The 25,618-nt window shown below is 59.7% G+C and carries 30 protein-coding genes and 1 pseudogene; 22 read left to right on the top strand and 9 right to left on the bottom strand.

From position 1 onward, the window contains the following. Positions 1-26 precede the first annotated feature (26 nt). The gene (gene cas3, locus BLT54_RS04550; protein WP_143026743.1) at positions 27-2,507 is read right to left on the bottom strand and encodes a CRISPR-associated helicase Cas3'; all 2,481 of its coding nucleotides are present in this window, start codon (positions 2,505-2,507) and stop codon (positions 27-29) included. Between the two features lie 452 nt (positions 2,508-2,959). Next, the gene (locus BLT54_RS04545; protein ID WP_245707947.1) at positions 2,960-3,124 is read right to left on the bottom strand and encodes a hypothetical protein; all 165 of its coding nucleotides are present in this window, start codon (positions 3,122-3,124) and stop codon (positions 2,960-2,962) included. Positions 3,125-3,219: 95 nt separating this feature from the next. Between BLT54_RS04545 and BLT54_RS22785 the strand changes: the two genes are divergently transcribed. From BLT54_RS22785 to BLT54_RS04515, 5 genes are all read left to right on the top strand, one after another. Then, on the top strand, positions 3,220-3,489 hold the full coding sequence (locus tag BLT54_RS22785; protein ID WP_245707946.1) for a hypothetical protein: 270 nt from the start codon (positions 3,220-3,222) through the stop codon (positions 3,487-3,489). Further along, positions 3,477-3,893 carry a hypothetical protein gene (locus BLT54_RS04535; RefSeq protein WP_074641703.1) on the top strand — a complete coding sequence of 139 codons (417 nt, stop codon included), beginning with the start codon at positions 3,477-3,479 and terminating at the stop codon, positions 3,891-3,893. Before BLT54_RS22785 ends, BLT54_RS04535 begins: the two co-directional genes overlap by 13 nt. A 159-nt stretch (positions 3,894-4,052) precedes the next feature. Beyond that, on the top strand, positions 4,053-4,550 hold the full coding sequence (locus BLT54_RS04525; RefSeq protein ID WP_074641699.1) for a hypothetical protein: 498 nt from the start codon (positions 4,053-4,055) through the stop codon (positions 4,548-4,550). Positions 4,551-4,610: 60 nt separating this feature from the next. Beyond that, complete coding sequence (locus tag BLT54_RS04520; RefSeq protein ID WP_074641697.1) at positions 4,611-5,414, top strand: metallophosphoesterase; 804 nt, start codon at positions 4,611-4,613, stop codon at positions 5,412-5,414. 115 nt (positions 5,415-5,529) lie between these two features. Then, positions 5,530-6,753 (top strand): phospholipase D-like domain-containing protein, encoded by a 1,224-nt coding sequence (locus BLT54_RS04515; RefSeq protein ID WP_218129371.1) that lies wholly within the window; start codon positions 5,530-5,532, stop codon positions 6,751-6,753. Between the two features lie 140 nt (positions 6,754-6,893). On the opposite strand, the gene BLT54_RS04510 is transcribed toward BLT54_RS04515, so the two are convergent. From BLT54_RS04510 to BLT54_RS04485, 6 genes are all read right to left on the bottom strand, one after another. Then, complete coding sequence (locus BLT54_RS04510) at positions 6,894-7,151, bottom strand: hypothetical protein (RefSeq protein ID WP_074641693.1); 258 nt, start codon at positions 7,149-7,151, stop codon at positions 6,894-6,896. Between the two features lie 238 nt (positions 7,152-7,389). Further along, the gene (locus BLT54_RS04505) at positions 7,390-8,682 is read right to left on the bottom strand and encodes a type II toxin-antitoxin system HipA family toxin (RefSeq protein WP_074641691.1); all 1,293 of its coding nucleotides are present in this window, start codon (positions 8,680-8,682) and stop codon (positions 7,390-7,392) included. Then, positions 8,682-8,927 carry a helix-turn-helix domain-containing protein gene (locus tag BLT54_RS04500; RefSeq protein ID WP_074641689.1) on the bottom strand — a complete coding sequence of 82 codons (246 nt, stop codon included), beginning with the start codon at positions 8,925-8,927 and terminating at the stop codon, positions 8,682-8,684. Before BLT54_RS04500 ends, BLT54_RS04505 begins: the two co-directional genes overlap by 1 nt. 84 nt (positions 8,928-9,011) lie before the next feature. Beyond that, positions 9,012-9,431: a hypothetical protein gene (locus BLT54_RS04495; protein WP_074641687.1), complete on the bottom strand. Its 420-nt coding sequence runs from the start codon at positions 9,429-9,431 to the stop codon at positions 9,012-9,014. Between the two features lie 205 nt (positions 9,432-9,636). Further along, on the bottom strand, positions 9,637-10,434 hold the full coding sequence (locus BLT54_RS04490) for a helix-turn-helix domain-containing protein (protein WP_074641685.1): 798 nt from the start codon (positions 10,432-10,434) through the stop codon (positions 9,637-9,639). A gap of 226 nt (positions 10,435-10,660) precedes the next feature. After that, a complete protein-coding gene (locus BLT54_RS04485) occupies positions 10,661-11,002 on the bottom strand; it encodes a site-specific integrase (RefSeq protein ID WP_218129370.1) in 342 nt (113 codons plus the stop codon). 198 nt (positions 11,003-11,200) lie between these two features. On the opposite strand from BLT54_RS04485, the pseudogene BLT54_RS23085 reads away from it, so the two are divergent. Next, positions 11,201-11,355: pseudogene (locus BLT54_RS23085) on the top strand (IS30 family transposase); the annotation flags it as partial. 90 nt (positions 11,356-11,445) lie between these two features. On the opposite strand, the gene BLT54_RS22485 reads toward BLT54_RS23085, so the two are convergent. Beyond that, on the bottom strand, positions 11,446-11,601 hold the full coding sequence (locus tag BLT54_RS22485; protein WP_176832826.1) for a hypothetical protein: 156 nt from the start codon (positions 11,599-11,601) through the stop codon (positions 11,446-11,448). A 284-nt stretch (positions 11,602-11,885) separates the two neighbouring features. Between BLT54_RS22485 and BLT54_RS04475 the strand changes: the two genes are divergently transcribed. From BLT54_RS04475 to BLT54_RS04400, 16 genes are all read left to right on the top strand, one after another. Beyond that, positions 11,886-12,278, top strand: a complete 393-nt coding sequence (locus BLT54_RS04475; RefSeq protein WP_074641681.1) for a DUF2946 family protein — start codon at positions 11,886-11,888, stop codon at positions 12,276-12,278. A gap of 104 nt (positions 12,279-12,382) precedes the next feature. Further along, positions 12,383-14,440 carry a TonB-dependent receptor domain-containing protein gene (locus BLT54_RS04470; protein WP_074641679.1) on the top strand — a complete coding sequence of 686 codons (2,058 nt, stop codon included), beginning with the start codon at positions 12,383-12,385 and terminating at the stop codon, positions 14,438-14,440. Positions 14,441-14,500: 60 nt separating this feature from the next. Then, entirely contained in the window at positions 14,501-15,172 is a 672-nt protein-coding gene (locus BLT54_RS04465; RefSeq protein WP_074641677.1) for a MotA/TolQ/ExbB proton channel family protein, read from the top strand. Continuing rightward, a complete protein-coding gene (locus BLT54_RS04460) occupies positions 15,169-15,558 on the top strand; it encodes an ExbD/TolR family protein (protein WP_074641674.1) in 390 nt (129 codons plus the stop codon). Before BLT54_RS04465 ends, BLT54_RS04460 begins: the two co-directional genes overlap by 4 nt. A gap of 3 nt (positions 15,559-15,561) precedes the next feature. Beyond that, positions 15,562-16,020 carry an ExbD/TolR family protein gene (locus BLT54_RS04455; protein ID WP_074641672.1) on the top strand — a complete coding sequence of 153 codons (459 nt, stop codon included), beginning with the start codon at positions 15,562-15,564 and terminating at the stop codon, positions 16,018-16,020. Then, complete coding sequence (locus BLT54_RS04450; protein ID WP_074641670.1) at positions 16,017-16,853, top strand: TonB family protein; 837 nt, start codon at positions 16,017-16,019, stop codon at positions 16,851-16,853. The genes BLT54_RS04455 and BLT54_RS04450 overlap by 4 nt, the downstream gene beginning before the upstream one ends. 149 nt (positions 16,854-17,002) lie before the next feature. Beyond that, positions 17,003-19,060: a TonB-dependent receptor domain-containing protein gene (locus BLT54_RS04445; RefSeq protein WP_074641668.1), complete on the top strand. Its 2,058-nt coding sequence runs from the start codon at positions 17,003-17,005 to the stop codon at positions 19,058-19,060. A 63-nt stretch (positions 19,061-19,123) separates the two neighbouring features. Next, positions 19,124-20,221: a hemin-degrading factor gene (locus BLT54_RS04440; protein WP_074641666.1), complete on the top strand. Its 1,098-nt coding sequence runs from the start codon at positions 19,124-19,126 to the stop codon at positions 20,219-20,221. Beyond that, positions 20,218-21,081 carry a heme/hemin ABC transporter substrate-binding protein gene (locus BLT54_RS04435; protein ID WP_074641664.1) on the top strand — a complete coding sequence of 288 codons (864 nt, stop codon included), beginning with the start codon at positions 20,218-20,220 and terminating at the stop codon, positions 21,079-21,081. The genes BLT54_RS04440 and BLT54_RS04435 overlap by 4 nt, the downstream gene beginning before the upstream one ends. Before the next feature lie 3 nt (positions 21,082-21,084). Beyond that, a complete protein-coding gene (locus BLT54_RS04430; RefSeq protein ID WP_074641662.1) occupies positions 21,085-22,173 on the top strand; it encodes a FecCD family ABC transporter permease in 1,089 nt (362 codons plus the stop codon). A gap of 2 nt (positions 22,174-22,175) precedes the next feature. Then, entirely contained in the window at positions 22,176-23,009 is an 834-nt protein-coding gene (locus BLT54_RS04425) for a heme ABC transporter ATP-binding protein (RefSeq protein WP_074641660.1), read from the top strand. 15 nt (positions 23,010-23,024) lie between these two features. After that, positions 23,025-23,438 carry a hypothetical protein gene (locus tag BLT54_RS04420; protein WP_083351690.1) on the top strand — a complete coding sequence of 138 codons (414 nt, stop codon included), beginning with the start codon at positions 23,025-23,027 and terminating at the stop codon, positions 23,436-23,438. Continuing rightward, entirely contained in the window at positions 23,435-24,046 is a 612-nt protein-coding gene (locus BLT54_RS04415; protein WP_074641658.1) for a MotA/TolQ/ExbB proton channel family protein, read from the top strand. The genes BLT54_RS04420 and BLT54_RS04415 overlap by 4 nt, the downstream gene beginning before the upstream one ends. Then, positions 24,036-24,419, top strand: coding sequence for a biopolymer transporter ExbD (locus tag BLT54_RS04410; protein ID WP_074641655.1), 384 nt, complete (start codon positions 24,036-24,038; stop codon positions 24,417-24,419). The genes BLT54_RS04415 and BLT54_RS04410 overlap by 11 nt, the downstream gene beginning before the upstream one ends. 3 nt (positions 24,420-24,422) lie before the next feature. Continuing rightward, a complete protein-coding gene (locus tag BLT54_RS04405) occupies positions 24,423-24,824 on the top strand; it encodes an ExbD/TolR family protein (RefSeq protein WP_074641652.1) in 402 nt (133 codons plus the stop codon). After that, positions 24,821-25,603 carry an energy transducer TonB gene (locus tag BLT54_RS04400; RefSeq protein WP_074641650.1) on the top strand — a complete coding sequence of 261 codons (783 nt, stop codon included), beginning with the start codon at positions 24,821-24,823 and terminating at the stop codon, positions 25,601-25,603. Before BLT54_RS04405 ends, BLT54_RS04400 begins: the two co-directional genes overlap by 4 nt. Positions 25,604-25,618: the final 15 nt, after the last annotated feature.

Below are 25,618 nucleotides of genomic sequence, written 5' to 3'. Positions count from 1 at the left end.
CTAAAAATCAGACGGGTCATCCCGAATTATCGGGACCTGTTCAGGATTAAACCCAGTTCCGGGTCATATGACAAGCCCTCGCAGATCGCGCCACTCTCCTCCACTGGGCAAAGCGTCAGACGGCTTTGCAGCCACTCCGGCCAGACCTGTTTGACCGCCACGATCTCTGGCGCGGATTGGTCAGGCAAGGTCAGGGCGTTCAGCCGATGGGCCGCCGCGCTGATCTCGGAACGTTGCCGGCTGTCCACGGTCCAGACGTCGTCATCAAGCGGCAAAAGCCCCTCCTCATGCCTGCGCGCCAACACCAGAATACGCTGCTCCACCCCCAGACGGGTCGGGAAATCGGCATCATCAGAGAAGCCCTTGATCATGCGATAAGGATCTGAGAGGCAAATCAGGTTCTGCCGGGCAAGATCGGTCTGGGCAAAGCCCTGCCCGATGCGATCCTGTTGCGCCTGCTCCAAAGGCTCCGGCAGGGTGCCGCCCGTCAGCCCGTCTTCGATCAACTCACGCAACCCCTCCGGTGCGTCGATCGCCCCGGCCGCGAAAAGCGCCCGCGCCGCCCGCCATTGCAGATCCAGCGGATAGGTAAAGGCCCCCCGATCCAAAACACGGCGCAACCACATGGGATCCGCGGCCTGTGCAGGATCGGGCGAGACAACATGTAGAACGGGGCTGGAACAGGGACGTTCCTCGACAGGTCGCCGGTCCATATGCCGCCAGAGTCGCCCGGCCCGCTGCACCACTGCCGGGATCGGAGCGAGGTCGGACACCATAACATCGAAATCCAGATCAAGAGAGCTTTCGACCACCTGCGTGGCCACCAACACCCGCCCCGGGCAGTTGACTCTTTCCTTTCCAAAGGTTGCAAGCGCCGCCTGTTCATGACGCATCCGATCGCACAAGGCAAAGCGGGCGTGAAGCAGATCGGCAGCGACCCCACGCGCGCGCAGCGCCTGAACGGCGTCGATCGCGTCATCTACCGCATTGCGCACCCATAAGGCCGCAGCCCCCTCCACCACGGCCCGTTGCAACAGATCAAGTGCGGCGTCCGGTTCCGTTAGGCGCACCACCTTGATCGGGCCACGCGTGTTGACCGATTTCAGGTCACTGATCTGCGCCTGCCTTTGAGTGGTAAAAGCCGGAATGGTCAGGGCCGGATAAGCGCGGTTTTCCGGTGGCGCGCATTCATACGCCTTGCAAAGCTCCGCCCGCAGGTCGACTGGCATCGTCGCCGTCATCAGAATGGCAGATCCGCCCATGCGACGATGTAACTGCAACAGATGGCACAACTCTTCGGCCATATAGGGATCGCCCATCTCGTGGACCTCGTCCACGATCAGGATCTTTTGGGACAGCGCATAGTGGCGCAGCATCGCATGGCGCACGGGGAGCGCCGACAAAAGCGCCTGATCCACCGTGCCCACACCCACATTGGCCAAAAGCGCGCGCCGTCGGTCATCGGCCAGCCAGTCGGTGCAGGCGGGCATCGCAGGGCTTCGGTCTGCGCGGATCAAATCCCGAAATCGGTTCGACAGCCCCGCCCGCCCATGCGCAAGCGCCAAACTGGGCGCGGTTTCATAGAGCCTGCCAACCAGATCAGCGGCCCGATCAAACATCGCATTGGCTGTGGCCATAGTGGGCAGAGCAAAGAACAACCCCGCCCCCTTGCCAGCCTGCATCATGCGCTGTGCAAGGATCAACGCGGCTTCGGTTTTGCCGGACCCGGTCTCGTCCTCTATGAGCGCAAGCGTGGGACCGTGCGGTAGCGCGATGGCCTGCGCCGCTTGTTGCATTGGACGCAATGTCCAATCTTCTGGAATGACCGGGGTTTGCGACACTCTGGGCAGATCCAGACCGGCCTGCCGAACCGCTCTCGTGGCCTTCGCACGCGCTTGTTCCAGATAAGTCGCCGCCTCCGGCCCTGCAGCGACGGGCGCGAAGTAATCAGGGTTCGAACCCAGCCAATCCGCAACAGCAATCAACCCCGGCAACCACCATGTTTGCGCGGCAACCTCCCCCCCTGGCAGATCAAGCCGTGCTTCTGGCCAAAGCGACATCAGCGCCACCACCGCTTCGCGCGCATCCCGCATTGCCTCAGGCCCTGCCGCAGCGCGCATCTTGTCGAAAGCCTCTTGAACCGGCGGGCGGCCATGATGTCCGGCAATGGCGGCATAGATGTCGAAGCGATTCCGATGATCTAAATCGTCCTGCGTAATACCGGACAACACATCATCAAAATCGCGCAGCCAAACCTCACTCACCTCCCAGTGGCGTCCGTGGCTTTGTGGTTTTCCGTCCCGCAGCATATCCCGAAAACTGGCGCTGATTTTGCCAAGGTCATGCAAGGCTGCCGCAAGGGTATAAAGCGCCTTGCGCGACGCAGATATTTCCAGCGGCGCCAGCAGGCATTCAGCCACGGCACCGACATCAATCATGTGATAAAAGGCCGGATGTTCGATCCCACCATCGGGGGCGGATTTTCCGGGCCAGTCCAGAACTGCCATTTCGCCGCCCCTCTCCACTCACGACCTCATACAACTCATCCTATCGATTCATATGAAAATAGCCCTGTCAACCGAACAAGCTTTCGCAAATAGGATTGCTACTCATCCATAATGCTTCCTTCCATTCCTGCGAAAGGATCGCTCCATCAAACCATGGCATCAGACACTTTATATATCTCGTCCCTGCTATAGATCATCCCCAGTCACCGCTCCCGGCTAGGACCGGCGACGGGGTGAGGTATCAAGCGCGGTATGAACTGGCCGACAAATATATTGATCTGTGCTGAATATTGCCTTTGTGGGGCATGTGTCTCTGCCCCTGTCAAACGTGACAAAATCAGCATTGCAATCAAAGTCTGATGGTTTCTAGAGGGCGATACTCTCCGACACGAAATGCTGGTGCCTTAGAATCAAAGCCATCGACAGCTACTGTGATTTTAAACATTTTAGTGTCAGCGTGCTGAAACCGATGCAAAAGCCAATCGCATCGTATTTTCAAACAGGTTCAGCCCGGCCTCATTCGCCAGAAATTCCTGCGACCAGCTGCGCTCGGCGCGCAGCTTGCGCATGTTGCGCGCAACGATGTCTCGCAGGGGGCTCTTGGGCGTCGTCTTCATGCACAATGCTATTGTGCTTTGACGCTTTTAAATCTGCCTGTTTTAACATACATTCGACGAGTTGGAGAGCTCCCATCCCCCAATGCCCCCACTGCATGACCGAGATCCACGAAGAGGCACGCGTGTGCCCGTCATGCGGCGCGAAGAAGGGCGTTGCGGGACCGGGGTTATCCCGACGCGATATTCAGACCCGCGCGGCAGTTCCGGCTGTCGTTGGTGCATTGCCCCTGCTTTTCGGGCTTGGCCAGCTTTTGAAAGGTGACGGGATTGGTTTCATCTTGCTGACAATCCTCGCACTGATCCCGCTGGGCGTCGCGGGCTGGATATTTTCAGCATCAAGGCAGGAGGAAAAATGGTGGCAGTAATTTTGGACGATCTCGAAGGGGTAGAGCGGCGGTTGCGGGCATTGGTCCACCCGATCATCGCGCTGGACTGGATCGAGACAGTCACGGTCCCGCAAACCATCGAGGACAATGAACGCGCGGCCGAGAAGCTGGACATACTGATCGATATTCTGGAGGACAGCGGCATCGGCGTGCAACGCAGGCTGGTTCCGGCGGATGAAGTCGTCGAATGGTCCAGCGAACGCAAGCTGGTCGTACCGGCGAATGAAGCCGGTTTCCGGCTGTCCGTGAACCCCGAAGGCGGGATCAACATACGGATCGGGTTCGAAGACAAGACGTTCGTCGAGCACGGCCTGACGCCCGAAGCGATTGCGACGCTGGTCAACAGTTTTGCGAACCTGCGGCTGGCGAGCCCCTACCGATGAGCGCACAGCCGATCAGAAGCACACGTTCTTCTACATCAGCACAGAGGGCCACAAGGCGCTGCGTATTGAGGCCCTGAAGCGCGGCCTAACGATGAGCCAGTTGATCGTGCGGGCGCTTTCCGATGCAGGCGTGGATATCCCTCAGGAGGATTTGAAGAAATGAAAGCTGTTCTTGCTGCTGCGCTGATTGCGCTGGCCTCCCCTGTGATCGCGGACGATTGGTATTTCGAGGCCTCGCTTGAAGGTGGAGCGGAATTCTGGACCTTCACCAACGAAAAGGGTGAGGTCAGCCCGCGCCGGGAGCGGGGCGATGAAATCTGGATCACCCGTTCCGATGAGGTGAACAGTTTCGGGCCGGACGGCTCCTGCGACTTCAATAATTGCAGCGTGTCGGTAGCAATCGGCGGGCAGGCACCGGTGGCGGGCGAGCAGGTGCGGGCGACGTTTTCAAACGGTGAGACGCTGGAGTTCGCGGCGCGCGGCGGTGAGGTGATGGTCGACAATTACACCACGGCGGGGATGGGCGCGACCAACCGTTTCGTTCAGAATATCCGCGCGGCAGAGCGGGTTGAGATTGGCTTTGGTGGGCGCACGCACCAGTTCAGCCTTGCCGGTTCGACCAAGGCGCTCGATGCGATCCGGCCTTATCTGCGCTGACTTTTGCACCATAGGGCGATAGTCCAACGCGCTAACACACTAAATTCGATGAGGCATGAGATGGCACGGTTTCTGGTCTGGAGCGACCTGCACGATGAATTTTGGGGCGGCTTTGATCTGCCCGACCTGTCCGCGCCGGTGGACGGGGTTCTGATCGCGGGCGACACCCACACGATGGGTCGTCATCTGGACATCCCGGCGCAGGCGGCGCGCAAATACGGCTGCCCGGTGGTGCTGATCTGGGGCAATCACGAACCCTATGGCTCGATCTGGTCAGACCTGCTGGCCGGGGAAGAACGTCAACTCGCCGACCTGCGCACCCAAGGTCTCGACATTCGCGTGCTGCATGGCGCGGCAACCGAAATCGCGGGCGTGCGTATCATCGGCGCGATGCTCTGGACAGACCTGCAACTCTATCCCGGATATGACCATCTGGCCCGGATCATGGTTTCGGCCCAGATGATGGACTATCGCGCGATCCGCACAGCGCCTGAGACCCGTTTCACCATCGACGACATGCTGGAGCGGCATGCGCAGGACAAAACGGCGATCCTCAAAGCGCTGAATGCGCCGCATGACGGTCCGACCGTGGTCATGACCCACCATTTTCCAGTGCATGAACTGATTGCCCCGTGGCGCACCATCGGCGGCTACGAGAAGCGCGCGATGAACAACGGCTTTGCTTGCGATCTGTGGGAAAATATCCGGGGCTTCGATATCCACACATGGATATGGGGTCACAGCCACGAGGGCGAGAACTGGACGGGCGAAGGGAACCACGGCCCGATCCGCTTTGTCACGAACCAGCGCGGCTATCCCGGCGAGGAAACCGGCTTCGATCCGGTCTTCGTGCTGGAGGTCTGAGCGTGATGGGATAGGGCGATAGTGCTATGACGTCCAACATTCACTCATTTGTGGCTCAACGGGTTTCACCATCAATTTCTTCATGAACGCGGGGCCGCGCCCCAGATCAGGCTATTTGGCCGCGCCGTTTTTCACGACGAATGCTCCCATCAAGGCTCTGACCGACAAAGGATGTGACGTTCGGCTGATCATTCGGTTTTCGCCGATCACAACGCCGCAGGCACTGCGACAGGCTTTCGAGAATTCTCGTGTCAAAGTCCGCTATTTCACCGACTCCAAGTTTCCCACGAAGCTCTACATCATAGACGATATAGCGCTCGTCGGGTCCGCCAACCTCACTCATGACGGCTTACAGGCAAATCGGGAGCTGTCAGTCCTGTTGGGACAGGATCGGGATGATGCCTTCAACGCGTTGCGTGGTCTCTTTGACGATCTGTGGAACGACGCGGATGTATTGAACGAAGAAGTCCTCCGCCAGTACGAAAAGGCGTTCAAATCTCGGGAGAAACCGCAGGATGAGGACGCTTTCGAGAGATTTATCCACAAGTTCGTCGATCCTGCCACCCCCAAGAGTATCGTCGTTGGCAGCAATAAGAAGTCGAAGGAGCGGGCCTTCATCCAAGGGTTTCGCCAAAAATATGATGAAATACTGGTGCCTGCGCACCATGAAATTCTCGAAGTCGCCCAACAGAATGGCTTCGGGCGGCCTGAATATGCTGGACAGGATACTCAGATCGAGATGGGAAGGTTTCTTGGGTGGCTGCGCCGGACACAAGGCAGCGGCAATGGTTGGAGGGAGACGTCGTTGCTCAGCGACCCGAAGGATAGAGCCAAGCGGATAGCCGAGTATGTGCAGATTTGGCAGTCCACAGACGATACCGCAAAAGGGGATGTGTATCATGCATCGGCTGAGATCGAAAACATCGCGAACATTCGAACCTATCTCTGTGATCCAAACGAGTTGGCCCATCTGAGCTTTGATGACTTGTTCCGATACCTTACGGGGTGCCACGCATTTCTCGAACGCCTGCGATTTGTTTCGAAGGATATCGGAGAGGGCCTGTCCGGCCTCGAACGGTTACGCATCGACTTCCAGAAGAAGAACACGCTTGAGGCCGTCGTACGAACCGTACGATATCTCCTATCAGGCCCCGGCGATGCGATAGAGCGTGCCTATGATTGCGTATACGGCGGCTATAAGCTCAATGGCTTCGGCGAGGCAGGTGTCATGGAACTGCTTGGCTGGGGTGATCCCAGGCGCCCTCCGTTCAACAACCGGTCAATTCGGGGCATCCGTTTGTTGGGTTTCGACGTAGAGCACTTGGTGGCCGGTGAATAACGATGCCCCCGCCAGAAACCCCACAATCGCTCGATACTTGAAGTCTCGCTCATATGGATTTTCAGGCTACCGCTGTATCCGAAACACGCCTGACATCGCCCTCCCACAAGGCAGGGGAAGGCGTGTTTCGGCGGTCGGTTTCACCAGTAATAGGCGTGAGGCTTTTGGGCCAGCGGCCAGATCAGTTCGTCGTGATCGACAGCTTTCGCTGCCGCCCGCTCGATGGCTTTGGTCCGACGCCTCATAGGGCGGATGTTCATGATGATATTGTGCCAGCTTGGGCCGTGATCCAGCCAACGACTATCATCGGGGGAGATATCCAAACGGCGCGCCAAGCCATTTGCCGAGTAGCCCCGGCCCGGTTTTGTGCGCGGGTGTTTACGTTTGTAATGAGCCATCGTATGGCTCCTTTCATGCAGTTGCGTACCTACATGGCGTGGCCCTCCTTCGTCGGGTTGGGTGGTTGGTAAACAAACCGATAGCAGCAAACGCCGCTAAATTCACCGCCATTCTCGCCAAAATAACTTCAGCGATCTTCCGCCCCGCAGGGCGCATAACTTAAGCGGAGCGGTCCGGCTCGCCGGATAAGTGGTAGTGCGTTACCACTTTAAAAGTGGGAATGTAGGTCATTATGGATCACAACAGATCAAGGCATACTGCCCGCGCATGAATGCCGTCTGCAATGCTTCCAACCAAATCAGCGGGAACGGCTGCTGGGCATGAAGTTTCCGCATCGCTCAAAGCGGCCTCGATACGACCATCCACCTCCGCTAACACCTCTTCCGCCAGCGCCACACCGAACCCCGCCGCTTTGGCGGCTTGCAAAAAATGACGCGGCACCACCTCGTTGATCCGGTAATGCCCGTCTACCGCCATGGCGAGGCGCATCCGGTTCTGGCGGATCTGGGCGTCACCCACGGCTTTCTGCGCGCTCAGCACATCATAGAGCGGCGTCATGCGAAAGCCGCCGGGGCGCAGCGCGATGCTGAAATTCTTGGCGTGGCCGTCCGTCGCACCCAAAAGCCAGAACAGCACCTGCGCGCGGAAGAAGGCACGTTGGTCGGCTGCGGGGTCATCGCTGCCCGCCAAGAGGCCGATACCCTCGGTGATCCCCGGCCCGCCGTCCATCTGGTATTTCTGGCTGGGCGGCACAGAAAGCGCCTGACAAAAATCTTCCTGCGGCAGGCGGATCAGCCGCCCGTCTGCGGTCCAGCGGCGGTCAAACCGCGTCACCACAAGGCTGCGCACGTCTTCGAAATCGACGATCTCGACCTCGGCCACATCCGCCCCCATGGCGCGGCAGAAGCTCATGCAGAGGAACTCGTTCTCGACGCTGTCCGACAGGTTGATCCCGTTCGGCAGCACCCCAAGCTGGGTTTTCAGGATATGGGTCGTGGGCGTCAGGCCCGAAGGCCGTATCCATTCGCCATTGTGGCGCAGCAGGGCGGTTTTCTCCTGTGCGCCCGCAATAGAAATGCGAAAATCATCGTCTTCCTCAAGTCCAAGCGGGGCGCTGGCCAGATTGCGCAGCATGGCGGCGATCTGCGCATCCGTCACCGGTTCGCCCTCCAGCCCGCGCGCTTCGGGCACCTCGCCCGAGACGAACTGCAGCGCCCCCACGCAGTCGCGCCCAATCTTTTCCAGCATGTGCCACGCATCGGTTCCGCCTGCGCGCACTCGCGCCGCCACGCGCTCGCGAATCGCCTGATTGTCGGGCAACAGGTTTTCCAGATAGGCGATGACCGGACCGCCGTGATGCGCCGCTTCGCGCAGGGGCAGCGAAAGTGAGATCGGCATCGCATGTTCCCATACCAGCCAGCCCGGATCATAAGCAAAGCTGATCGCGCCGGAACCAGCAAGGCGCAGATGCCCCACCAGTCGCCCGTTCAGAAGCACCTGCATCGTGCCGCTGCGCCCGCGTTTCGCCATCAGAAGATATCCTCGATTTCGACCGAGCCGCCACGAGGGGCGAGCCGAAACTCCAGCCCGAGCGCGGCCATGACCGCCAGAAGCGTCGCCAGCTTGGTGCCTGCATCGCCATTTTCCAGGCTCGAGATCGTCGCCACGCGCAGATTGGTGCGCGCGCTGATATCCCCCTGCGTCCAGCCGCGCGCCTTACGCGCGCGCCGGATCGCTTCGCCGAGCTGTTCGGCTGTTCTGGCTGAGAGGTCCATAATGCGACTCCTTTTGCGGTAGAGCGTAAATCAAAGTGAATTACGCTTCAACGTAAATTATTGATATTTACGTTATACCGTAAATCACTGATCAAAACCGCGCCGCCGCTCCAGTAACCGCCGATAGGCAGGTTCCGCCGCGCGCAACTCATCCGCCTCGCGCTCCGCCCGCGCCTCCAAATCAACCAACTCGGCCGATCCCAAGCACAATCGTGCAGTGGTAACGTCCCATTTATGCGCGCCATTTTCGCGCGTCCAATAGTGCAGAAAGTGGGCCTCGACGGCCTGAACGATGCGCTGCAACAACCGCCGCATCAGTTCCGAGATCCGTTCAATCATTTCGAGGCCAATGCCACCGGCACTGACCTCCTCAGTCAACGCCGCAGCCACATAACGATCAGGGTCTGGTTCGGCGATGCGCAGCTCCGAGAGGAAGCGGCTTTGTTCTGGGTAAATCCGCCCGTCACGTTCCGCACGCAAGGCAGCACGATAGCGATCAACCACCCTGCGATGCAGATCATAGGCCTGCTGCTCGGATTCACTCAGATCTTCAAGCAGCAGCCCATGATACGGCCCACTCGCCGCTTTCGCCCACAGGAATAGTGCCTCACTCGCAGCCTTAGCCTCGGCTTTTGCGCGCGCGGCGGCATCGTGCTTCTCAAGCTCCAGCGCTTCGCGGCGCGAACGAAGGACTTGAAGCCGCCATCACTCATGCTGCGGCCCTCGATTCATCGGCAAAATGAACGCGCATTGCCGCTGCCAGTTTTCCGGGAACCTCCCGGTCAGACATCCGATAAATCTGAGAAAGCTGGGCAAGCCAACCTAGGCTATCTCGCGGCTCCGGCCAGTTTCCGGGGAGCAGGTAACAACTCCTCCCCTGCTTGTCGCTAACCTGTCGAAATAGTCGGTCCAAGCGTTCAACCCCGACCGCTTGCAACCTGTCATTCCATGTTCGTTCAAAGACGCCGCCGCCACCGAGCACCAAACGTAGCGCAATGCGGGATTGCCCCTCATCAGGCAAATCCCGCGTCAGCGCTCTTTTTTCCTTTGTTTTTTCTTTCTCTTTTATTGGCGGACATTTTTGTCCGGGTTCGCGCGACAATTTTGTCCAGGTTCCGGGACAAGAATGTCCGCCTTCACGCCCACGAAGGGGGACAATTTTGTCCGTCTTTCCCGCTTCCTCTTTTTCGCGTAACTCTTGGGCTGCCTGATGCGATGTTTTGGACGGCACGTATTCGGTAGACTGCTTTTGACCATTCCCGCGCCTGATCTCGAACCACTTACCATCGAGTTCCTTGATCAGGCGCTGGATGGTCTTTTCACTCTTCAACCCGAGATCTTTGCAGACCGTTGCGTGTGACGACCAAGCCTTGCCAAAAGTGTCGTTGTATCGAACCACGACAAGGTAAGTGGCGAACTGCACGGCACGGGGGCTAAGCGACGTGTCAGCGAGCAGAAGGCGGAGCCATTGAAGCTGAACCTCTTTGAACGGGCGCAAATCACTCATCGCACACCTCCTTCGGAGGCGTTTACAGCTTCCTCATAAGTCCTTGATTTCCCGTCGTGAACAAAACGGGGGTGTTTACAGGAAAATTCAATAAAATCAGTTGCCGCAACCGGATTGCAAATCCGTGTACACCGGTTCGATTCCGGTACTCGCCTCCATATTTTTCAATGACTTGCGTCATTCCGCTTCTCCTTCACTGCCATTTTTGAAACAACTGTTGAAACATTCACGTTTCGGTCTTGCTTCGTTCCATTTGATTTCTTGCCTCTTGAGCGCGCTTCGCCAGCTCCCTTTGCCGGATCGGCCCGTCGTATTTTTTCAAAATTTCAACGCCTGAGTGACCGGCGACGGCCTTGACCATCTCGTCATCACATCCGGCCAAATAAAGTTCGATCGTCGCGTTTTTCCTGAGCCCCTGCGTTTTGTAGTAGCTCGCCTTCTCGTGCTTCATCTTCTTTTTGATGGTGCGCATTTCCTCCGCAACGATCCGGTAGCTCACCGGTCGCCCCTTCGCGTCGGTCACAACAGTGCCGTCTGTTCGCGTGATGCCTTCGAGATGGGCCCGCATGGAAAGCACGAAGCCTTCAGAATAGGCGGGGGCAGCAATGCATGCTGCGAGGACGCAAGTAGCTTAGCCCGCGTCGTCCAACTTGTGAGAGGCAACCTTGCCTTCGAGCATGGGGATCAAAACGATCGAAACACCAAGGCTCGCAAGGAAGCTGGATAAGCCGTTGATTGTTTTGAATTCCCGAGCGGCCATGTTGTTGCGCGGCGCTACCTACCCCGCGACGCGCCCGTTGCTGCACTCTCAAATCGAGATATGAAGTCGATTTGTGACCGCTTGAACGGCACAGCCAGAAGTGCCTAGGATGGCGAACACCAACTGAAGCATTTAGAGAAGAACTGATGAAACTGAGATAGCGGAAACTGTCGCAACGGCCCTTGAGATTCCACAAAAATAACGGGGAAGAAAATGGGAGAGGTGTTTTGCCGCATCGGGTTTAGATGTCCCTATAGGTTCATGAACTCCAATCCATCAAACCGATCCATCCGCCTACCGGCCCGATCATCGTAAAGGTCGAGATGATCCAGCAACAGGAACTCCCGCCCAAACAGGTCTTCGCGCCAAGGGCTTGCGGCGCGGAATGTTTCAAGTTCGCGCCGCATGTAATGCGGTCGCTGCCGCTCGATCCGCCACGGATCAGTTTGCGTGTTGTCTCGCAGGCGGGGGCGACTTTGATAGCTGCGCCTGAGGATGCCGATTAATCTCACAATGAAGATTGTCTATTATAAAAACGTAGATTGCGCCCATAATGCCAACGTAATCCTTTGATTAGGCCGTGATCCAAGCAACACATCCGCATATGTACATGCTGAGGCATCCCACATTATAGTTGCAAACGTTTAACCCCCGTCACATACGCCTTTTCATGAGGAACCGTTTTTTGAATATGCGAGCTTTGCACGGTTTTTGGGCCGTCTGTCTCTCTATTCTTCTGACTGTCCAGATCAGCATCGCATTTCAACCGGACGCCCGTGCGGATGTGATCCTGTCGGACTCCGAGGTTTTGCTGCAATTGTGCGGCACTCCCGGCAATACAAAAACGCTGATCTTTGACACCAACACCGGAGCGGTTCGCGACGTTCCGACGGGTGATGGCACGCAAAGCGCGCACTGTCCGTATTGCGTTGTTGGTGCGGCCTTTTTCGTGGCAGACATCACAGCGCCTTGCCACACAAGCCAAGCGCGCAGCACAACCCTGCCCTTTTTAGCCGCCCCCTCAGTCACCGCAACACGCCGCGACTTTAGCCGCAGCACCCGCGCGCCCCCTCTGTTTGTCTGATCTCCGAAACGGCCCGAAAGGGCCTTTCCGAACCACGTGGCCGATCTTTTCGGATCTCACGGACCAAGACAAAACAACTTCATTTCCCAGAGGGATACATAGATATGACCGCCAAAACCACGGTGCGCCTCGGCGCGACCGCTCTTTTGATGAGCACGATCTCCACAGTGGCCTTTGCCCAAAATACCGATCTCACCCTTGATCCGATCACCGTCAAGGACGCGCAAGCCATCGTCCAAGACGGGCAAAGCACGGCCTTTGACCCCGCTCTTTTGCCTGTGCCCGCAGGCCTTGATGGTGGCGCGCTTTTGTCCGCCATCCCCGGCGTCTCGGCCAGCCGGATGGGCGGGCATGGCCTCGACATCATCATTCGCGGCATGCAAAAGAACCAGCTCAACATCATCGACGCGGGCAGCTTTACCTATGGCGGCTGTCCGAACCGGATGGACCCGCCGACCTCGATCGCGGCCTTTTATCGCGCGGATAAGGTGATCGTCGAACGCGGCTATGCCAGCGTGACAAACGGTCCGGGCGGCTCTGGCGGCACGGTGCGTCTCGAACGTGCTGCGCCTGAGTTTGAAACGGGTCGCCTCTTTAGCGGTTCATTGATCGCCGGGGCCAATTCAAACGGCACTGGCGCGTCGATTGCCGGAACGGTGGCCGTCGATCTGGGCGGCGGCTTTTACGCCGAGCTTTCCGGCGAGCGGAAACAGTCCGACGATTACCAGGACGGGGATGGGCGCGACGTGCGCAGCGGCTTCACCCAGAAAAGCGCGGGCCTGACCTTTGGCTATGACAAAGACGGGGTCGATCTTGCGCTCGATATCGAAAAGGACCGCGCCGAGGATGTTAAATTCGCGGGCGCGCAAATGGACAGCCCGCTGTCGGAGACGATGACCTATCGTTTGCGTGGCGGTCTCGACGTGGACATGGGCGCTCTGACACGGGTGGAAGGCGTGCTGTTCAGCTCCAATGTCGACCACACGATGGACAACTACACGCTGCGCACCCCGGCGGCGATGAAGATGCTCGCGCCGACCACTTCCGACACCTTTGGCGGCAAGATCGAAGGCCAGTTTGAATTCGGTCAGACCAAGGCCAAACTCGGCGTCGATTTCCAGTCAAACAATCGCCGTGCACTTGGCTATTCGAGCATGGTCAGCATGCCAATCAACCTCGACAAACCGTCTTCGCTTAGCTGGCCTGATGTCACCATCGCCCAGCTTGGGATTTACGGCGAAACCGAAACCGCGCTCTCAGAGGCTTCGACGCTCAAACTCGGTCTGCGCTATGACCATGTCCGCGCCAGTGCGGGAGAGGCGGATGTTGTTGTGGGCGGCACCACGGCCAATGACTATTATATGATGGTCTATGGCACCGATTTCGCAGAGGCCCGGACCGAAGACAATATCGGCGGGCTGATCCGGTTCGAACATGATCTGTCCTCCGAGACCAAACTCTTTGCCGGGCTGTCGCGTTCGGTGCGCACCGCCGATACCAACGAACGTGCCTTTGCCCGTGGCATGATGGGCGTGCCCTCTTATGTCGGCAATCCCGACATCAACCCGGAAAAACACACCCAATTCGACATTGGCATCGCGATGCAGACCGAAACCTATGGTTTCACCGCCACCGCCTTTTATGACCGGGTGTCTGATTACATCCTTCAGGATCACATCAGTTGGCCCGGCGCGATGATGGGCGTGACCACCTATCGCAACATCAATGCCGAACTGGCAGGCGTTGAGCTTTCGGGGCAATGGGCCTTGGGTCAGGTGCTTTTGGCCGGTGACATGAGCTACACCTATGGCGGCAACCGCTCCGATGGTGGGGCTCTTGGGCAAATTCCGCCACTGCAAGGCACGATCAGTGCGACCTATGACGCCGACATCTGGCAGATCGGCGCACGCGTCAATTGGGCGAGCAAACAGGACCGGATTTATTCCGTCCTCGATGCCGGTGAAACGGCGGGATATGCGACGCTTGATGTCTTCGGAACCTATGCGCTCAACGACGATGTGGCGCTTTTGGCCGGGATCGACAATTTGTTCGATAAACCCTATGCGACACACCTAAGCCGCTCAAACACCTTTGACACATCGGTCGAAAAGGTCAATGAACCGGGTCGCAACGTCTATGTTGCCGTGCAGATGCAATTCTGACCTTCACGTTTCGGGCGTGCCGCCTGTATGGCGCGCCCTCTTTGTTGAAAGGACATCACCATGGATGCTGAAAAACTGGGGTTTCTGATCGCGGGCGGCCCTGCCATTTGGGCGATCTCTGCGCTGTCCGTGCTGACCGTCGCTTTGATCCTGTGGAAATGTTGGGATTTTGTCCGATCTGGTCTGTGGGCCGGGGGACAGGTCACCGAACAGGCCGTGCAGCTTTGGCAAGCGGGCGAGACCGACCAGGCCCGCGCCGTTCTGGCCCATCGTCACAGCGTGCGCGCCCGTCTGGCCTATCGCGCGATGCAAGTCCAAGCCGCCGAGCATTTGCCCGACGCATTGGCGCGCGAAGAGGTCGAACGCACCGCGCGCGGGTTGTTGAAACGGGCGGCCACGGGGCTGCGCGGACTGGAACTTGCGGCCACCATCGGCCCGCTCTTGGGTCTTTTGGGCACAGTCATGGGCATGATCGCCGCCTTTCAGGCGTTGCAAACGGCAGGCACGCGTGCCGATCCGGCGCAGCTTGCGGGCGGGATTTGGGAGGCTCTTCTGACCACCGCCGCGGGTATGGCCGTGGCGATCCCGGCGCAAATCGCGCTGACATGGTTCGACACCGCGATTGACGGCGTGCGCCATGATTTGGAAGACATCGCAACCCGCATCTTTGTGCCGCTCTGCGGGGAGGCAACCGCCCCCAATGAGACGGCACCAAATGAGCCCGCGTCATGAGCAGCTTTGCCTTTGCCCATCCGCGCCGCGCGCGTCGTCCCGATCTGACCCCGATGATTGATGTCGTGTTCTTGCTCTTGGTGTTTTTCATGTTGGTGTCGCGTTTTGGTATCCAAGGCGTCTTGCCCTTGACCCCTGCCGGGGGGGCTGCAACCGCGTCTTGGGAGGGCCCGCCGCGTGTGGTCGATCTTTATGCCAATGGCGACATCCGGCTCAACGGCGAGGAGGTCTTTGCCGAACATCTGTCAGATTGGCTGCACCCCTTGATGCCCGCCCCGGACTCGGCGGTGATCATCCGCACCCATGACGCCGATCTGCAACGTCTTGTGGACACCGTTGATCACCTGTCAAACGCTGGCATCACCCGTCTGATCGTGATGGAGTAAGCCGTGAACCTGTCCGGCCCACCAAGAAAACGCGTCACGACCGGGCTTTTGCCCATGATCAATGTCGTCTTTCTGTTGCTGATTTTCTTCCTGATTGCGGGCGAAATGCAACCGCCGGAGCCGTTTGACATCACCCCGCCCGAGATCACCCCGCCTGACATCACCGAAGCGCAGGAGGCCGAGGGGGTGTTTGCGCTGTTCCTCGATCCCTCGGGCCAGTTGGCCTATCGCGATCAAATCACCTCTTTCGAGACCCGCCAAGCCATTCTGAGCGCGATTGACACCGAACGGCGCGCCGGATGTGACGGTGACCTGTGCGACACCGTGTTGCTGATCCATGCCGACAAAAGCACCCCGGCGCATTTCGTGGCGCAACTGCTGCCGCAATTGGGCGCGCTTGGGTTTGAACAGGTCAATCTGGTCACGTCGGGCCTTGGGACATCCAAAGGTGAACGGCCATGACACGCGCGGTTGAGGCTTTGCTTTGTGTTGGCCTGTCGCTTGGGGCGCATTTTGCCCTGATGGGGATAGCGCCGCGCATGGGCGGGGCCGAGGCACAGGGCGATACGGGCGCGCAGCTTGTGAGCATGGTCGCATCAACCGCAGCACTTGAGACCCTTGTGGAGCAATGGGATGCCTTTGCGCCACCGGAGAGCCTGACCGAGATCGCGCCACCCGCGGTTCCACCAGAGGCTTTGGATTTACCTCAAAGTGCCAATGCCTCGTCCATGCCTCTTGATGCGCCGCCGATGGCGATGACACACCTCAGCCGACCTGCGCCGCAAAGCCTCGACGTCGTGCCCCCCGAGGCACCAAAACCACCTGCGCCCCCTGCCCCTGCCCCGACTGCGCCAAAAACCACACCCGCGAAACCCGCGCCATCTCAGCCGGTGACGCGCCCAAGTGCGACCCAATCCGAGGCTCAAAAAGCGGCAGGAACAGGTGGGCAAACCGCGCGGGGCACCAAAGGCACATCGCAGGAGGCCACCTTGGACGCCGGTCAGATCAAACACGATCTCAGCGCCTGGGGCGGCGGCATCCGCGCCGCGATTGAGCGCAAAAAGCGCTACCCTTCTGCCGCGCATGGGGCCAAGGGCAAGGTCGTCTTGCAGATTTCCGTGGCGCGCACTGGGGCGTTGAGGAGCGTGTCCGTTTCGCGCTCCTCGGGCAATGCGGTATTGGACCAAGCCGCGCTTTCCGCCGTTCAAAACATTGGCCAATTCAAACCCGCGCCGAACTCACTCACGCAGAATTCCTATTCTTTCAGCCTGCAAATCAACTTTGCGCCGCGTTGAAGCCTGACTTTCAACACGGGGTTTCAGCACGGGTTTTAAGCGACGTCAATCTTATTCTTGACAAAAACAGTCGCCTTAAATACTTAAACGCAACAGACGCAAGCTCCCCTTTGGCAGCCAGCATTTCCAGGCACCTTGAGGGGATACTTATGATCACGCACACGAGCCTGCGGGCTCTTGTGACGGCTTTGGCTGTCACGCCCGCATTCGCCCTGCCGAGCTTTGCACAAGACGGCACAGGCACACCCACCGATTCAACCACCGATTCAACCTATGGCGCGTTCATTGGAACGGTCACGCTGGGCGAAAGCCTGCGCGGCATTCAAACCGACACCGCCACCTCGGAGACCGAAATCTCGCAAGAGGAATTGGACGCGCGACAGGCCTCCACCTTGGCCGAATTGCTCGGCACCATTCCCGGCGTGACCCTGTCCAACGCCGCCAGCCCGCAAGGCTCATCCATCAACATCCGTGGCCTTGGCGCCGATGCGGGCACCTACGGCTCCAACACCAAAGTGTCCGTCGTGATCGACGGCGTGGCCAAGGGCCAAGAGGAACTCTACCGTCAAGGCAGCCTTTTGACGATGGAACCGGAACTGTTCAAATCGGTGCGCGTCGTGCGTGGACCGGGCGAAAGTTTTCGGTTTTCCTCAGGGGCCATCGGCGGCACAGTCGAAGCCACAACCAAGGATGCCGCGGATTTTCTCGACGATGGCGATACATTCGCGCTGCGCCAGAAACTCGCCTATGAAAGCAATGGCGACGGGGCGCTGAGCAGCACCATTCTGGCCTGGGCGCCGGATGATAAACTCGATGTGTTGGCCTTTTACGGCTACCGCAAGAACGGCGATTACACCGACGGCACCGGCACAGAGCAGGCCGATACGGGGTTTGAACTGCCCTCCGCGATGCTAAAGCTCAAGTATCATGCGACGGAAGAGTTGAGTGTCACCGCCTCGATTTCCAAATCGCAAAACCGCCTCAAAGACGTCAGCTATGATTACATCGGCTCTCTGTTTCCCGTGCGTGTCGATGCCGACATCGAAGACACAACAGCCCTTTTGGCGCTTGGCTACAATCCGTTCTCGACCGACCTCGTGAACCTGACGGCGAAATTGACCTATTCGGATGAGTTGATTTCAAACGTATCGGACACAACGTCTTCCGACATTTACAACGCTGACAACCGCACCAAAGGCTTGGCCTTTACCGTTGAAAACACAGCGCTTTTTGCAACCGGCGCAGTCGATCATTCGGTTCTGACCGGGATCGAGATCGGCAAACGAACCCGCAGCTCGATCAGCGACACTGGCACCAACGCCGGCTCCACCCCCGGCGGCACAGACGAATATGTGGCGCTTTATGCCACGGATGAGATGACCTTTGGCGCGCTGACCTTAACCCCGCAATTGCGTTACGAACATCAGACCCTGACCTCTCGCGACAACGAAGACCCCTATCGCGGCGTCCCCGGCCCGGCAGATGGCACCAGCTTCAAAAAAGACGCTTTGGTCGGCGCGTTTTCTGCCCGCTATGCCGTCACCGACCGTTTCGCGGTCTTTGGCACGCTCGCCTATAACGAAAACCTGCCGATCCTGGACGATCTGCGCTCAGACCTGATCACCACCTCGGAAAAGGCCACAACTGTCGAAGTCGGTGCCTCATATGATGCCTCCGATGTCTTCGGTGCGGGTGATCGGCTGCGGGCGAAACTGACCGGGTTCAAAACCCATGTCTGGGACAACACCACCTACACAACGGCCAGCTTTGCCTATGGCGATGTGATTGATCTCAAGGGGCTGGAATTCGAGGCCTCCTATGCCACCGCCGCCTATTACGTCGATTTCAACGCCTCGATGACGCGCGGCGAATGGGGCAACGGCGAGGATTTCAACAACGCCCCGGCGGACACCGCACAATTGACGCTGGGCAAACGTGTGTTTGACAACCAACTCAATCTCTCCACTGAAATTCTCCACGGATGGAGCAACTCCCGCACCACAGGCACAGATGGGGCCACGGCCCCAAGCGATGCCTACACGACCGTGGGTCTGAGTGCCGCCTATATCCCCAACAATGGCTGGGCCGAGGGTGTCGAATTCCGCGTCTCCGTCGATAACCTCTTTGATGAGGACTACCGCCCCTATCTGAGCAGCCGCACAGCACCGGGGCGCAATGTCACGCTGTCCCTGACCAAAACCTTCTGATCCCTCGCGCGTGCACAGTCTGACGACCTGCGCGCGCGGCACATGCACATTTAGGATATCCCCATGACCGAACTCCTGCCCGAACACCTGCCCAACCCCCTGACCGCCCCTCTGACCGCCTCAGCCATTCGCAGCGCCAAAACCGACGCCACCAAAATCCGGGACCGCGATCTGGCCGAAAAACTTGGCATTTCCGAGGCCCAATTGGTGGCCGCCTTCGCGGGCACCCATGGCGCGCATCGCGTCACCCGCATCGCACATCACCCCGACGAGGTCCTGCCCCGCGTCAAAGAGCTTGGCGAAGTGATGGCGCTGACCCGGAATGCGTCCTGTGTTCACGAACGGGTCGGCACATTTCTCGATTACCGCGCCGGACCACATGCCTCGATGGTGCTGGGCCCGGACATCGACACGCGCATCTTTCCCAAACATTGGGCGTTTGGGTATGCCATCGAAGTGCCCACCGAAAGCGGCACGCGCAAATCGCTTCAGTTTTTCGATCACGCGGGCGATGCGTTGCAAAAAATCTATCTGCGCGAGAGCTCGAACCATGCGGCGTGGGCCCCGCTCGTCTCCGATCTTGCACTTGAAGATCAAAGCGACACGCTCACCGTCAGCCCCCGCGCGCCCGCGCAAGGCGCAAAGATGAACATGGACAAGCGGGACGTTTTGCTCAGCGAATGGGCCAAGATGAGCGACACGCATCAGTTCAACCGGATCACCGCCAAACTCGGCATGAACCGCCTTGGCGCCTATCGCGCGGCTCTCGGTGAGCCGTGGGTACGCCCGGTTGCGCCGGACAGTGTCGAACCCTTCATGACCGCGGTGTCCAAAGCGGCTCAAAAGGTGATCCTGTTCGTGGGCAATCCCGGCAATATTCAGATTCATTGGGGCAAGCTTGAGACCATCAAAGTGATGGGGCCCTGGCTCAATGTGCTGGACCCGATGTTCAACCTGCATCTGCGCGCCGATCATGTGGCCGAAGCCTATGTGGTTGAAAAACCGACCAAGCGCGGCCCGGCGATTTCGCTTGAAGCCTTTGATGTTCAAGGCGATTTGATCTTCCAATGTTTCGGTCAGCGCGATGGAGACACCGATGATCTTGCCACATGGCACGGCATTCTGGCCGATCTTCCGACCCGTGAGGAGGCCTTGGTATGAGGTCTGCGCTTTTTGCCCTCGCGCTCGCGCTCCCCACAGGGGCCTACGCGCAAAGCCACCCCGACGCGCGCGCCATCGTCGCCATCGGCGGACCGGTAACGGAAACCATTTTCGCCCTTGGCGAAGGCGCGCGGGTCATCGCCCGCGACACCACTTCGCTCTATCCCGAGGCCGTGACTGCATTGCCGGATGTCGGCTACATGCGCCAATTGTCGGCGGAGGGGGTTCTCTCCGTTGGCCCCGACCTGATCGTCACCCGCGACACGGCGGGGCCGCCCGAAACGCTTGACCAATTGCGCGCGGCCTCGGTCCCGGTGGTGAGCATCCATGACAGTTTCACCAAAGAGGCGGTCCTGGACAATGTGACCGCCATCGGTGCCGCGATTGGCGCTGAGGATGCGGCGGCGGCGCTGCACGCCAAAATTGCCGCGCAATTCGCCCACCTTGAGGCCTCTCTCGCGGAGCAAACAGATCGCCCACGCGTCCTGTTTGTCCTCTCGAACCAAGCCGGACGACTCAACGTCGCGGGCGCGCAGACCGGCGCAAACGGGATCATCGAGATGGCGGGCGGAGATAACGTCATGGCCGCTGCGTTCAACGGCTACAAGATCATGGGTGACGAAGCCCTGATCGAAGCCGCCCCCGATGTCATTGTGATGATGACGGGCGAGGCGGATCACGAAGGCCGCGCCGACGAAATCTTTGCCCTGCCCGCCTTGGCCCAAAGCCCCGCCGCCGCTCACGGTCGGTTTGTCAGGGTTGACCCGGCCGCTTTGGGGTTCGGCCCGCGCACCGCAGTTTTCGCGCAAGACCTGCATGAGGCGCTGGTGGGCACAGCCTCCGCCGAAAGGCTAGAGTGATCCATGGCATTCGTGACCTCGCGCCTCGCCCCACGCCGTCCCGCAGCGCTTGCCGGAGACCGCCAGATGCGGGCTTTGGCTCTGCGCATGGCGTTGATCCTTGCTTTGATCGTGGTGATGTTGCTCAGCCTCGGATGGGGCGCGGCCTCGGGCATTGACGTGCCGGGGGCCTTGGCCGCGAAAGCCGGGATCGGCACGGCCAGCCTGCGCGACATGGCCATCGTTTGGGACATCCGAATGCCCCGCATGGTCACGGGCGCGCTTGTCGGCGCGGCCTTGGCGGTGTCTGGCACCGTCATGCAGGGGTTGTTTCGCAACCCTTTGGCCGATCCCGGTCTTGTCGGTGTCAGCGCAGGTGCGGGATTTGGCGCGGTGGCCGCCATCGTTTTGGGCGGGTTCCTTCCCGTCGCGATCCAAGCCGCCACGGGGGCCGCTCTCATCCCCTTGGCGGCGTTTTTGGGCGGTTGGGCCTCGACACTTATCCTTTATAAAATCGCCACACGGGGCGGGCACACCTCCGTGGCGACGATGCTTTTGGCGGGCATTGCCTTAGGCGCGCTCACCGGCGCGGTCACCGGATTCATCGTTTACCGCGCCAGCGATGATCAATTGCGCGATCTCACATTTTGGGGCATGGGCTCGGTCGCAGGGGCCACTTGGGCCAAACTTCTGGCCGCCGGTCCGATCATTGTGCTGACCTTGATCAGCGCGCCGTTTCTGGCCCGCGCGCTGGATGCTTTGGCCTTGGGCGAACCCGTGGCCAACCATCTTGGCGTCGATGTCCAACGGATGAAACGCCTCGCCATTCTCAGCGTCGCGGCCTCGGTCGGGGCCTGTGTCGCGATCACCGGCGGCATTGGTTTTGTCGGTATCGTCGTGCCACATCTGCTGCGTTTGGTGCAAGGTCCGGTGCACCGTCTGCTCCTGCCCAATGCTGCCATTCTGGGCGCGATCGTGGTCCTTTTGGCCGACATGATCAGCCGTACTGTTGTCGCCCCCGCCGAGCTTCCCATCGGCATCGTCACCGCTGTGTTGGGGGGACCGTTCTTTTTGTGGATCTTGCTCAAAAACCGCGCGATTTTGGAGATGTAACCATGCTTGAGGCTCACAGTATCACCGTCACATACGGCAGCCGCCGGGTTTTGGACAGGGTGGATTTCACGGCCAAAGCCGGGGAGATGACCGCCATCGTCGGACCGAACGGATCGGGGAAAACCACCCTGCTCAAAGCCATTACCGGAGAAATCGTCGCAAGCGGCGTGACCCGTCTGGATGGGCAAAACATTGCAAAGATGTCGCCGACTGAATTGGCCACGCGCCGCGCCGTATTGCCGCAATCGGGCCATGTCGCCTTTCCCTTTACGGTTCTGGAACTGGTGCGGCTGGGCCTGACACGGGGCTTTGCGACCTCTGCGACCACGGGACAAGACACCCTGCCGCACCAAGCCCTCGCGCGGGTTGGGTTGAGCGGATTTGAAGGCCGCTCGGTCCAGGAACTGTCCGGCGGCGAGCGGCAACGGGTGCAATTGGCGCGGGTGTTGTTGCAAATCTGGGAACCGGTTTTGGACGACACGCCGCGGTGGCTGTTTCTCGATGAACCCGTCTCGGCGCTTGATATTGGGCATCAGTTGGTCGTCATGCAAATCGCCCATGATTTCGCGCAAATGGGCGGTGGGGTTGTCGCCGTCATGCATGATTTGAACCTCACCGCCATGTTCGCGGATCGGGTTACGCTGTTGGATCAGGGCCGGGTCCAAGGTGTTGGCACCCCCAAAGAGGTGTTCACCGATGCGCATCTGTCGGCCTGTTACGGTTGCACCCTGCGCACCAACACGCCGCCGCCCTTTGGCGGGCCGTGGATTTTGCCGCAAGCCGCCTCGCATCACCCCAATCACATCCGCACCTCCGCCCGTGCGCCCCACTCTTGATCCGATGGAGATGATATGATCTTCCCGCCAAACCGTTTGATCCAAATGACCTGCGCCTTTTGCCTGATTGCGGGCACCGCCGTCGCTTTTGACGCGCCTGTCGTCGAATTGAACACCGCCACAGCCGCGCAGGACGCCTGTCGGTTGACCTTTACCGTGACCGCCCCCGCCGGTCTGAGCGCCCTTGAAACCCAGACGGTTTTGTTCGACCAAAAGGGCGGCGTGCGCGCTTTCACCCTGTTCGATTTTGGCACGGTGCCCGAGGGTGGGTTGCGGGTGCGGCAATTCGATGTGCCGCAAACCCGCTGTGACGATGTGGGCATGATCCTGTTCAACAGCGTCGAAACCTGCAGCACCGCTGCGGGCAACGCCTGTGCCGATGTCATTTCCTTCACCTCGCGCCTTGAGACGATGGAGGTGCAGCAATGATGTCCCAAGCTCTGCTCCGCCTGTCCGAGCTCATTGATTTGGGCGGGCCGGTTGTGGCTATTTTGATCGGGTTTTCCGTGTTGGCACTGGCCTGTGTCCTGTGGAAAGCGCTGGTGTTTTACGCCAACGGCATCGGCGCGCAGGTGTCGCGCGGATTTGGCCGCGATATCGTGGTGCAAAGCCAAATGGCGAAACGATCAGGGCGGGCAGGTGCCGACATTCGCGCCCGCGCAAACGCACGGCTTGAGCGGGACTTTGAACAGGCCGGGCGTGGTCTGCGCCTGTTGGATATCATCGCGCAAGTGGCGCCCCTGCTTGGGCTTTTTGGCACCGTTTTGGGCATGATCACCGCCTTTCAAACGCTGCAATCGGCGGGCGGCACAGCCGATCCTGCGGTGCTCGCCGGCGGGATTTGGGTGGCCTTGGTGACCACGGCGGCGGGGCTGATCGTGGCGATGCCGACCTCGATGGCGCTGTCGTGGTTTGATGGCTGTCTGGAACGCCATGAGCGCGCGCTGCGCGATGCGCTTGAGGAGGTTCTGGTGCCAAACCTGTTCGACGCGCCCGCCACACCAGACCGCCCATTGGAGCCGGTCCATGCCGGGTAGTCTGCGCGCGTCACGGGGGCGGCTGTCGCTCACCTCGCTGATCGACGTGATCTTTCTCTTGCTGTTGTTCTTCATGCTGTCTTCGACATTTTCAAAATTTGGCGAGGTGGAATTGACGGTCTCCGGTGGCGCGGCGTCCCCCGATTTTGACGACACCCCGGTGGTCTTTGCCCGACTTGATGCTGACGGTGTCTTGATCAATGGCCACAGATCGGCACTGGCCGATGTCGCTGCCGCCGTGGACCCGTTTCGCCGCGACGGCCACGCCCGCCTGTTGTTGTCGGTGTCAAAAGACGCCAATGCCCAGGGGTTTGTCGAAGTGGTCCAAGTGTTGAGCGCCTTGCCCAACACAAGATTTGCCGTTCTGGAGTGAACCATGCGTCGCCTTTCCACCCGCCGCACCTCCCGCACAGAGCCGACATTGCCGCTGATCAATGTCGTGTTTTTGATGCTGATCTTTTTCCTTGTGGCCGCGCAGGTCGCCCGCCCCCTGCCCTCAGAGGTCACATTGGTGCGCACCGATGATCCCGATGTGGTGCCCCCGCCCGATGCCTTGGTGCTGATGCAAGACGGCACATTGATGTGGCGCGGGGATGTGACGACGGTCGAGGCTTTTGTGACGACAACCACCGCCGACACATCCGCGCCCGCTGACGCCTTGCGCATTTTACCCGACGCCCGCGTGCCCGCGCAGACGTTGGTGGCATTGGCGCGCGAGATCGCCATCGCGGGGAGCGGTACGCATGTCCGGGTGATGACAGAAAGGGCCTTGCCATGAGAAACGCTTGGTTCCTGGGTGCGCTCTGTGTCTCAGCCGGGGCGCATGTCTTTGCCGCCGGATGGATGCCCGCCGCCCCAGCACCCGTCTTGGACGGGGGTGTGGTGGCGGGTGAGGTGGCGCTCGGATTGGGGTTCGAAGACTTGGTTGCAGGCTCCGTGCACCCGGTGGTCCCGATGGAAACACCGCCTGTTTCCACGGCTCAAACGCCTGAGGTCCCGCCCCTAGATATGCGCACCCCGACCGAAGCCCCCGTCCCACCCAAGGCGCTTGTGCCCGACAGCCCGCGCGTGACGGCCAAGGCACCACAGGAGCGCATTGTGGCACACACACCGCCGCCAAAACTCGCGCCGCCAGAGGTCAAGAAACCCCCAAAACCGACAACACAACCGCCGTCGAAATCCGGCAATGCCGAAACAAACGCAAAAAAAGGCGCGTTGGCGGCGACGCCGGGTGGCACAAACGCACAGGGATCGCAAAAAACCGCCAAACCCGCGGCAGCGGACGCCGGAGACGGGGCCGTTCGGTCCTATCAAAGCCAGATTTTGCGCAAGATCGCGCGGGTGCCAAAACGCTCTGCGGGCGCGCGGGGCAAGGCGATGGTCGGACTGACCATCACCGCCTCGGGCGCGATTTCAAACGTGGCGATTGTGCAAAGTTCGGGTCATGCCGAGATCGACAAAGTTGCCCTTGTACAGGTGCAACGCGCCGGCCCGTTTGCCCCGACACCGACGGGAAAGCCGATCAAACTTGTCGTTCGGTTTGAGAGCAAAGGCTGACGCGCACCCTTTTGA

Source organism: Celeribacter baekdonensis, assembly GCF_900102315.1.
GTDB lineage: Bacteria > Pseudomonadota > Alphaproteobacteria > Rhodobacterales > Rhodobacteraceae > Celeribacter > Celeribacter baekdonensis.
Note: the sequence above shows the minus strand (reverse complement) of the source record. Positions and strands in the feature narration are given on the sequence as shown.

Bases quoted from the DNA above. Each gene is read 5' to 3' on its own strand.
- BLT54_RS04445 (WP_074641668.1), top strand. From the start codon at position 17,003: ATGATCACGCACACGAGCCTGCGGGCTCTTGTGACGGCTTTGGCTGTC.
- BLT54_RS04475 (WP_074641681.1), top strand. From the start codon at position 11,886: ATGCGAGCTTTGCACGGTTTTTGGGCCGTCTGTCTCTCTATTCTTCTG.
- BLT54_RS04425 (WP_074641660.1), top strand. From the start codon at position 22,176: ATGCTTGAGGCTCACAGTATCACCGTCACATACGGCAGCCGCCGGGTT.
- cas3 (WP_143026743.1), bottom strand. From the start codon at position 2,507: ATGGCAGTTCTGGACTGGCCCGGAAAATCCGCCCCCGATGGTGGGATC.
- BLT54_RS04545 (WP_245707947.1), bottom strand. From the start codon at position 3,124: ATGAAGACGACGCCCAAGAGCCCCCTGCGAGACATCGTTGCGCGCAAC.
- BLT54_RS04485 (WP_218129370.1), bottom strand. From the start codon at position 11,002: ATGCGGGCCCATCTCGAAGGCATCACGCGAACAGACGGCACTGTTGTG.
- BLT54_RS04410 (WP_074641655.1), top strand. From the start codon at position 24,036: ATGCCGGGTAGTCTGCGCGCGTCACGGGGGCGGCTGTCGCTCACCTCG.
- BLT54_RS04420 (WP_083351690.1), top strand. From the start codon at position 23,025: ATGATCTTCCCGCCAAACCGTTTGATCCAAATGACCTGCGCCTTTTGC.
- BLT54_RS04465 (WP_074641677.1), top strand. From the start codon at position 14,501: ATGGATGCTGAAAAACTGGGGTTTCTGATCGCGGGCGGCCCTGCCATT.
- BLT54_RS04535 (WP_074641703.1), top strand. From the start codon at position 3,477: ATGGTGGCAGTAATTTTGGACGATCTCGAAGGGGTAGAGCGGCGGTTG.
- BLT54_RS04450 (WP_074641670.1), top strand. From the start codon at position 16,017: ATGACACGCGCGGTTGAGGCTTTGCTTTGTGTTGGCCTGTCGCTTGGG.
- BLT54_RS22785 (WP_245707946.1), top strand. From the start codon at position 3,220: ATGACCGAGATCCACGAAGAGGCACGCGTGTGCCCGTCATGCGGCGCG.
- BLT54_RS04510 (WP_074641693.1), bottom strand. From the start codon at position 7,151: ATGGCTCATTACAAACGTAAACACCCGCGCACAAAACCGGGCCGGGGC.
- BLT54_RS04470 (WP_074641679.1), top strand. From the start codon at position 12,383: ATGACCGCCAAAACCACGGTGCGCCTCGGCGCGACCGCTCTTTTGATG.
- BLT54_RS04400 (WP_074641650.1), top strand. From the start codon at position 24,821: ATGAGAAACGCTTGGTTCCTGGGTGCGCTCTGTGTCTCAGCCGGGGCG.
- BLT54_RS04525 (WP_074641699.1), top strand. From the start codon at position 4,053: ATGAAAGCTGTTCTTGCTGCTGCGCTGATTGCGCTGGCCTCCCCTGTG.
- BLT54_RS04520 (WP_074641697.1), top strand. From the start codon at position 4,611: ATGGCACGGTTTCTGGTCTGGAGCGACCTGCACGATGAATTTTGGGGC.
- BLT54_RS04440 (WP_074641666.1), top strand. From the start codon at position 19,124: ATGACCGAACTCCTGCCCGAACACCTGCCCAACCCCCTGACCGCCCCT.
- BLT54_RS04490 (WP_074641685.1), bottom strand. From the start codon at position 10,434: ATGAGTGATTTGCGCCCGTTCAAAGAGGTTCAGCTTCAATGGCTCCGC.
- BLT54_RS04435 (WP_074641664.1), top strand. From the start codon at position 20,218: ATGAGGTCTGCGCTTTTTGCCCTCGCGCTCGCGCTCCCCACAGGGGCC.
- BLT54_RS04505 (WP_074641691.1), bottom strand. From the start codon at position 8,682: ATGGCGAAACGCGGGCGCAGCGGCACGATGCAGGTGCTTCTGAACGGG.
- BLT54_RS04500 (WP_074641689.1), bottom strand. From the start codon at position 8,927: ATGGACCTCTCAGCCAGAACAGCCGAACAGCTCGGCGAAGCGATCCGG.
- BLT54_RS04460 (WP_074641674.1), top strand. From the start codon at position 15,169: ATGAGCAGCTTTGCCTTTGCCCATCCGCGCCGCGCGCGTCGTCCCGAT.
- BLT54_RS04415 (WP_074641658.1), top strand. From the start codon at position 23,435: ATGATGTCCCAAGCTCTGCTCCGCCTGTCCGAGCTCATTGATTTGGGC.
- BLT54_RS22485 (WP_176832826.1), bottom strand. From the start codon at position 11,601: ATGCGGCGCGAACTTGAAACATTCCGCGCCGCAAGCCCTTGGCGCGAA.
- BLT54_RS04405 (WP_074641652.1), top strand. From the start codon at position 24,423: ATGCGTCGCCTTTCCACCCGCCGCACCTCCCGCACAGAGCCGACATTG.
- BLT54_RS04430 (WP_074641662.1), top strand. From the start codon at position 21,085: ATGGCATTCGTGACCTCGCGCCTCGCCCCACGCCGTCCCGCAGCGCTT.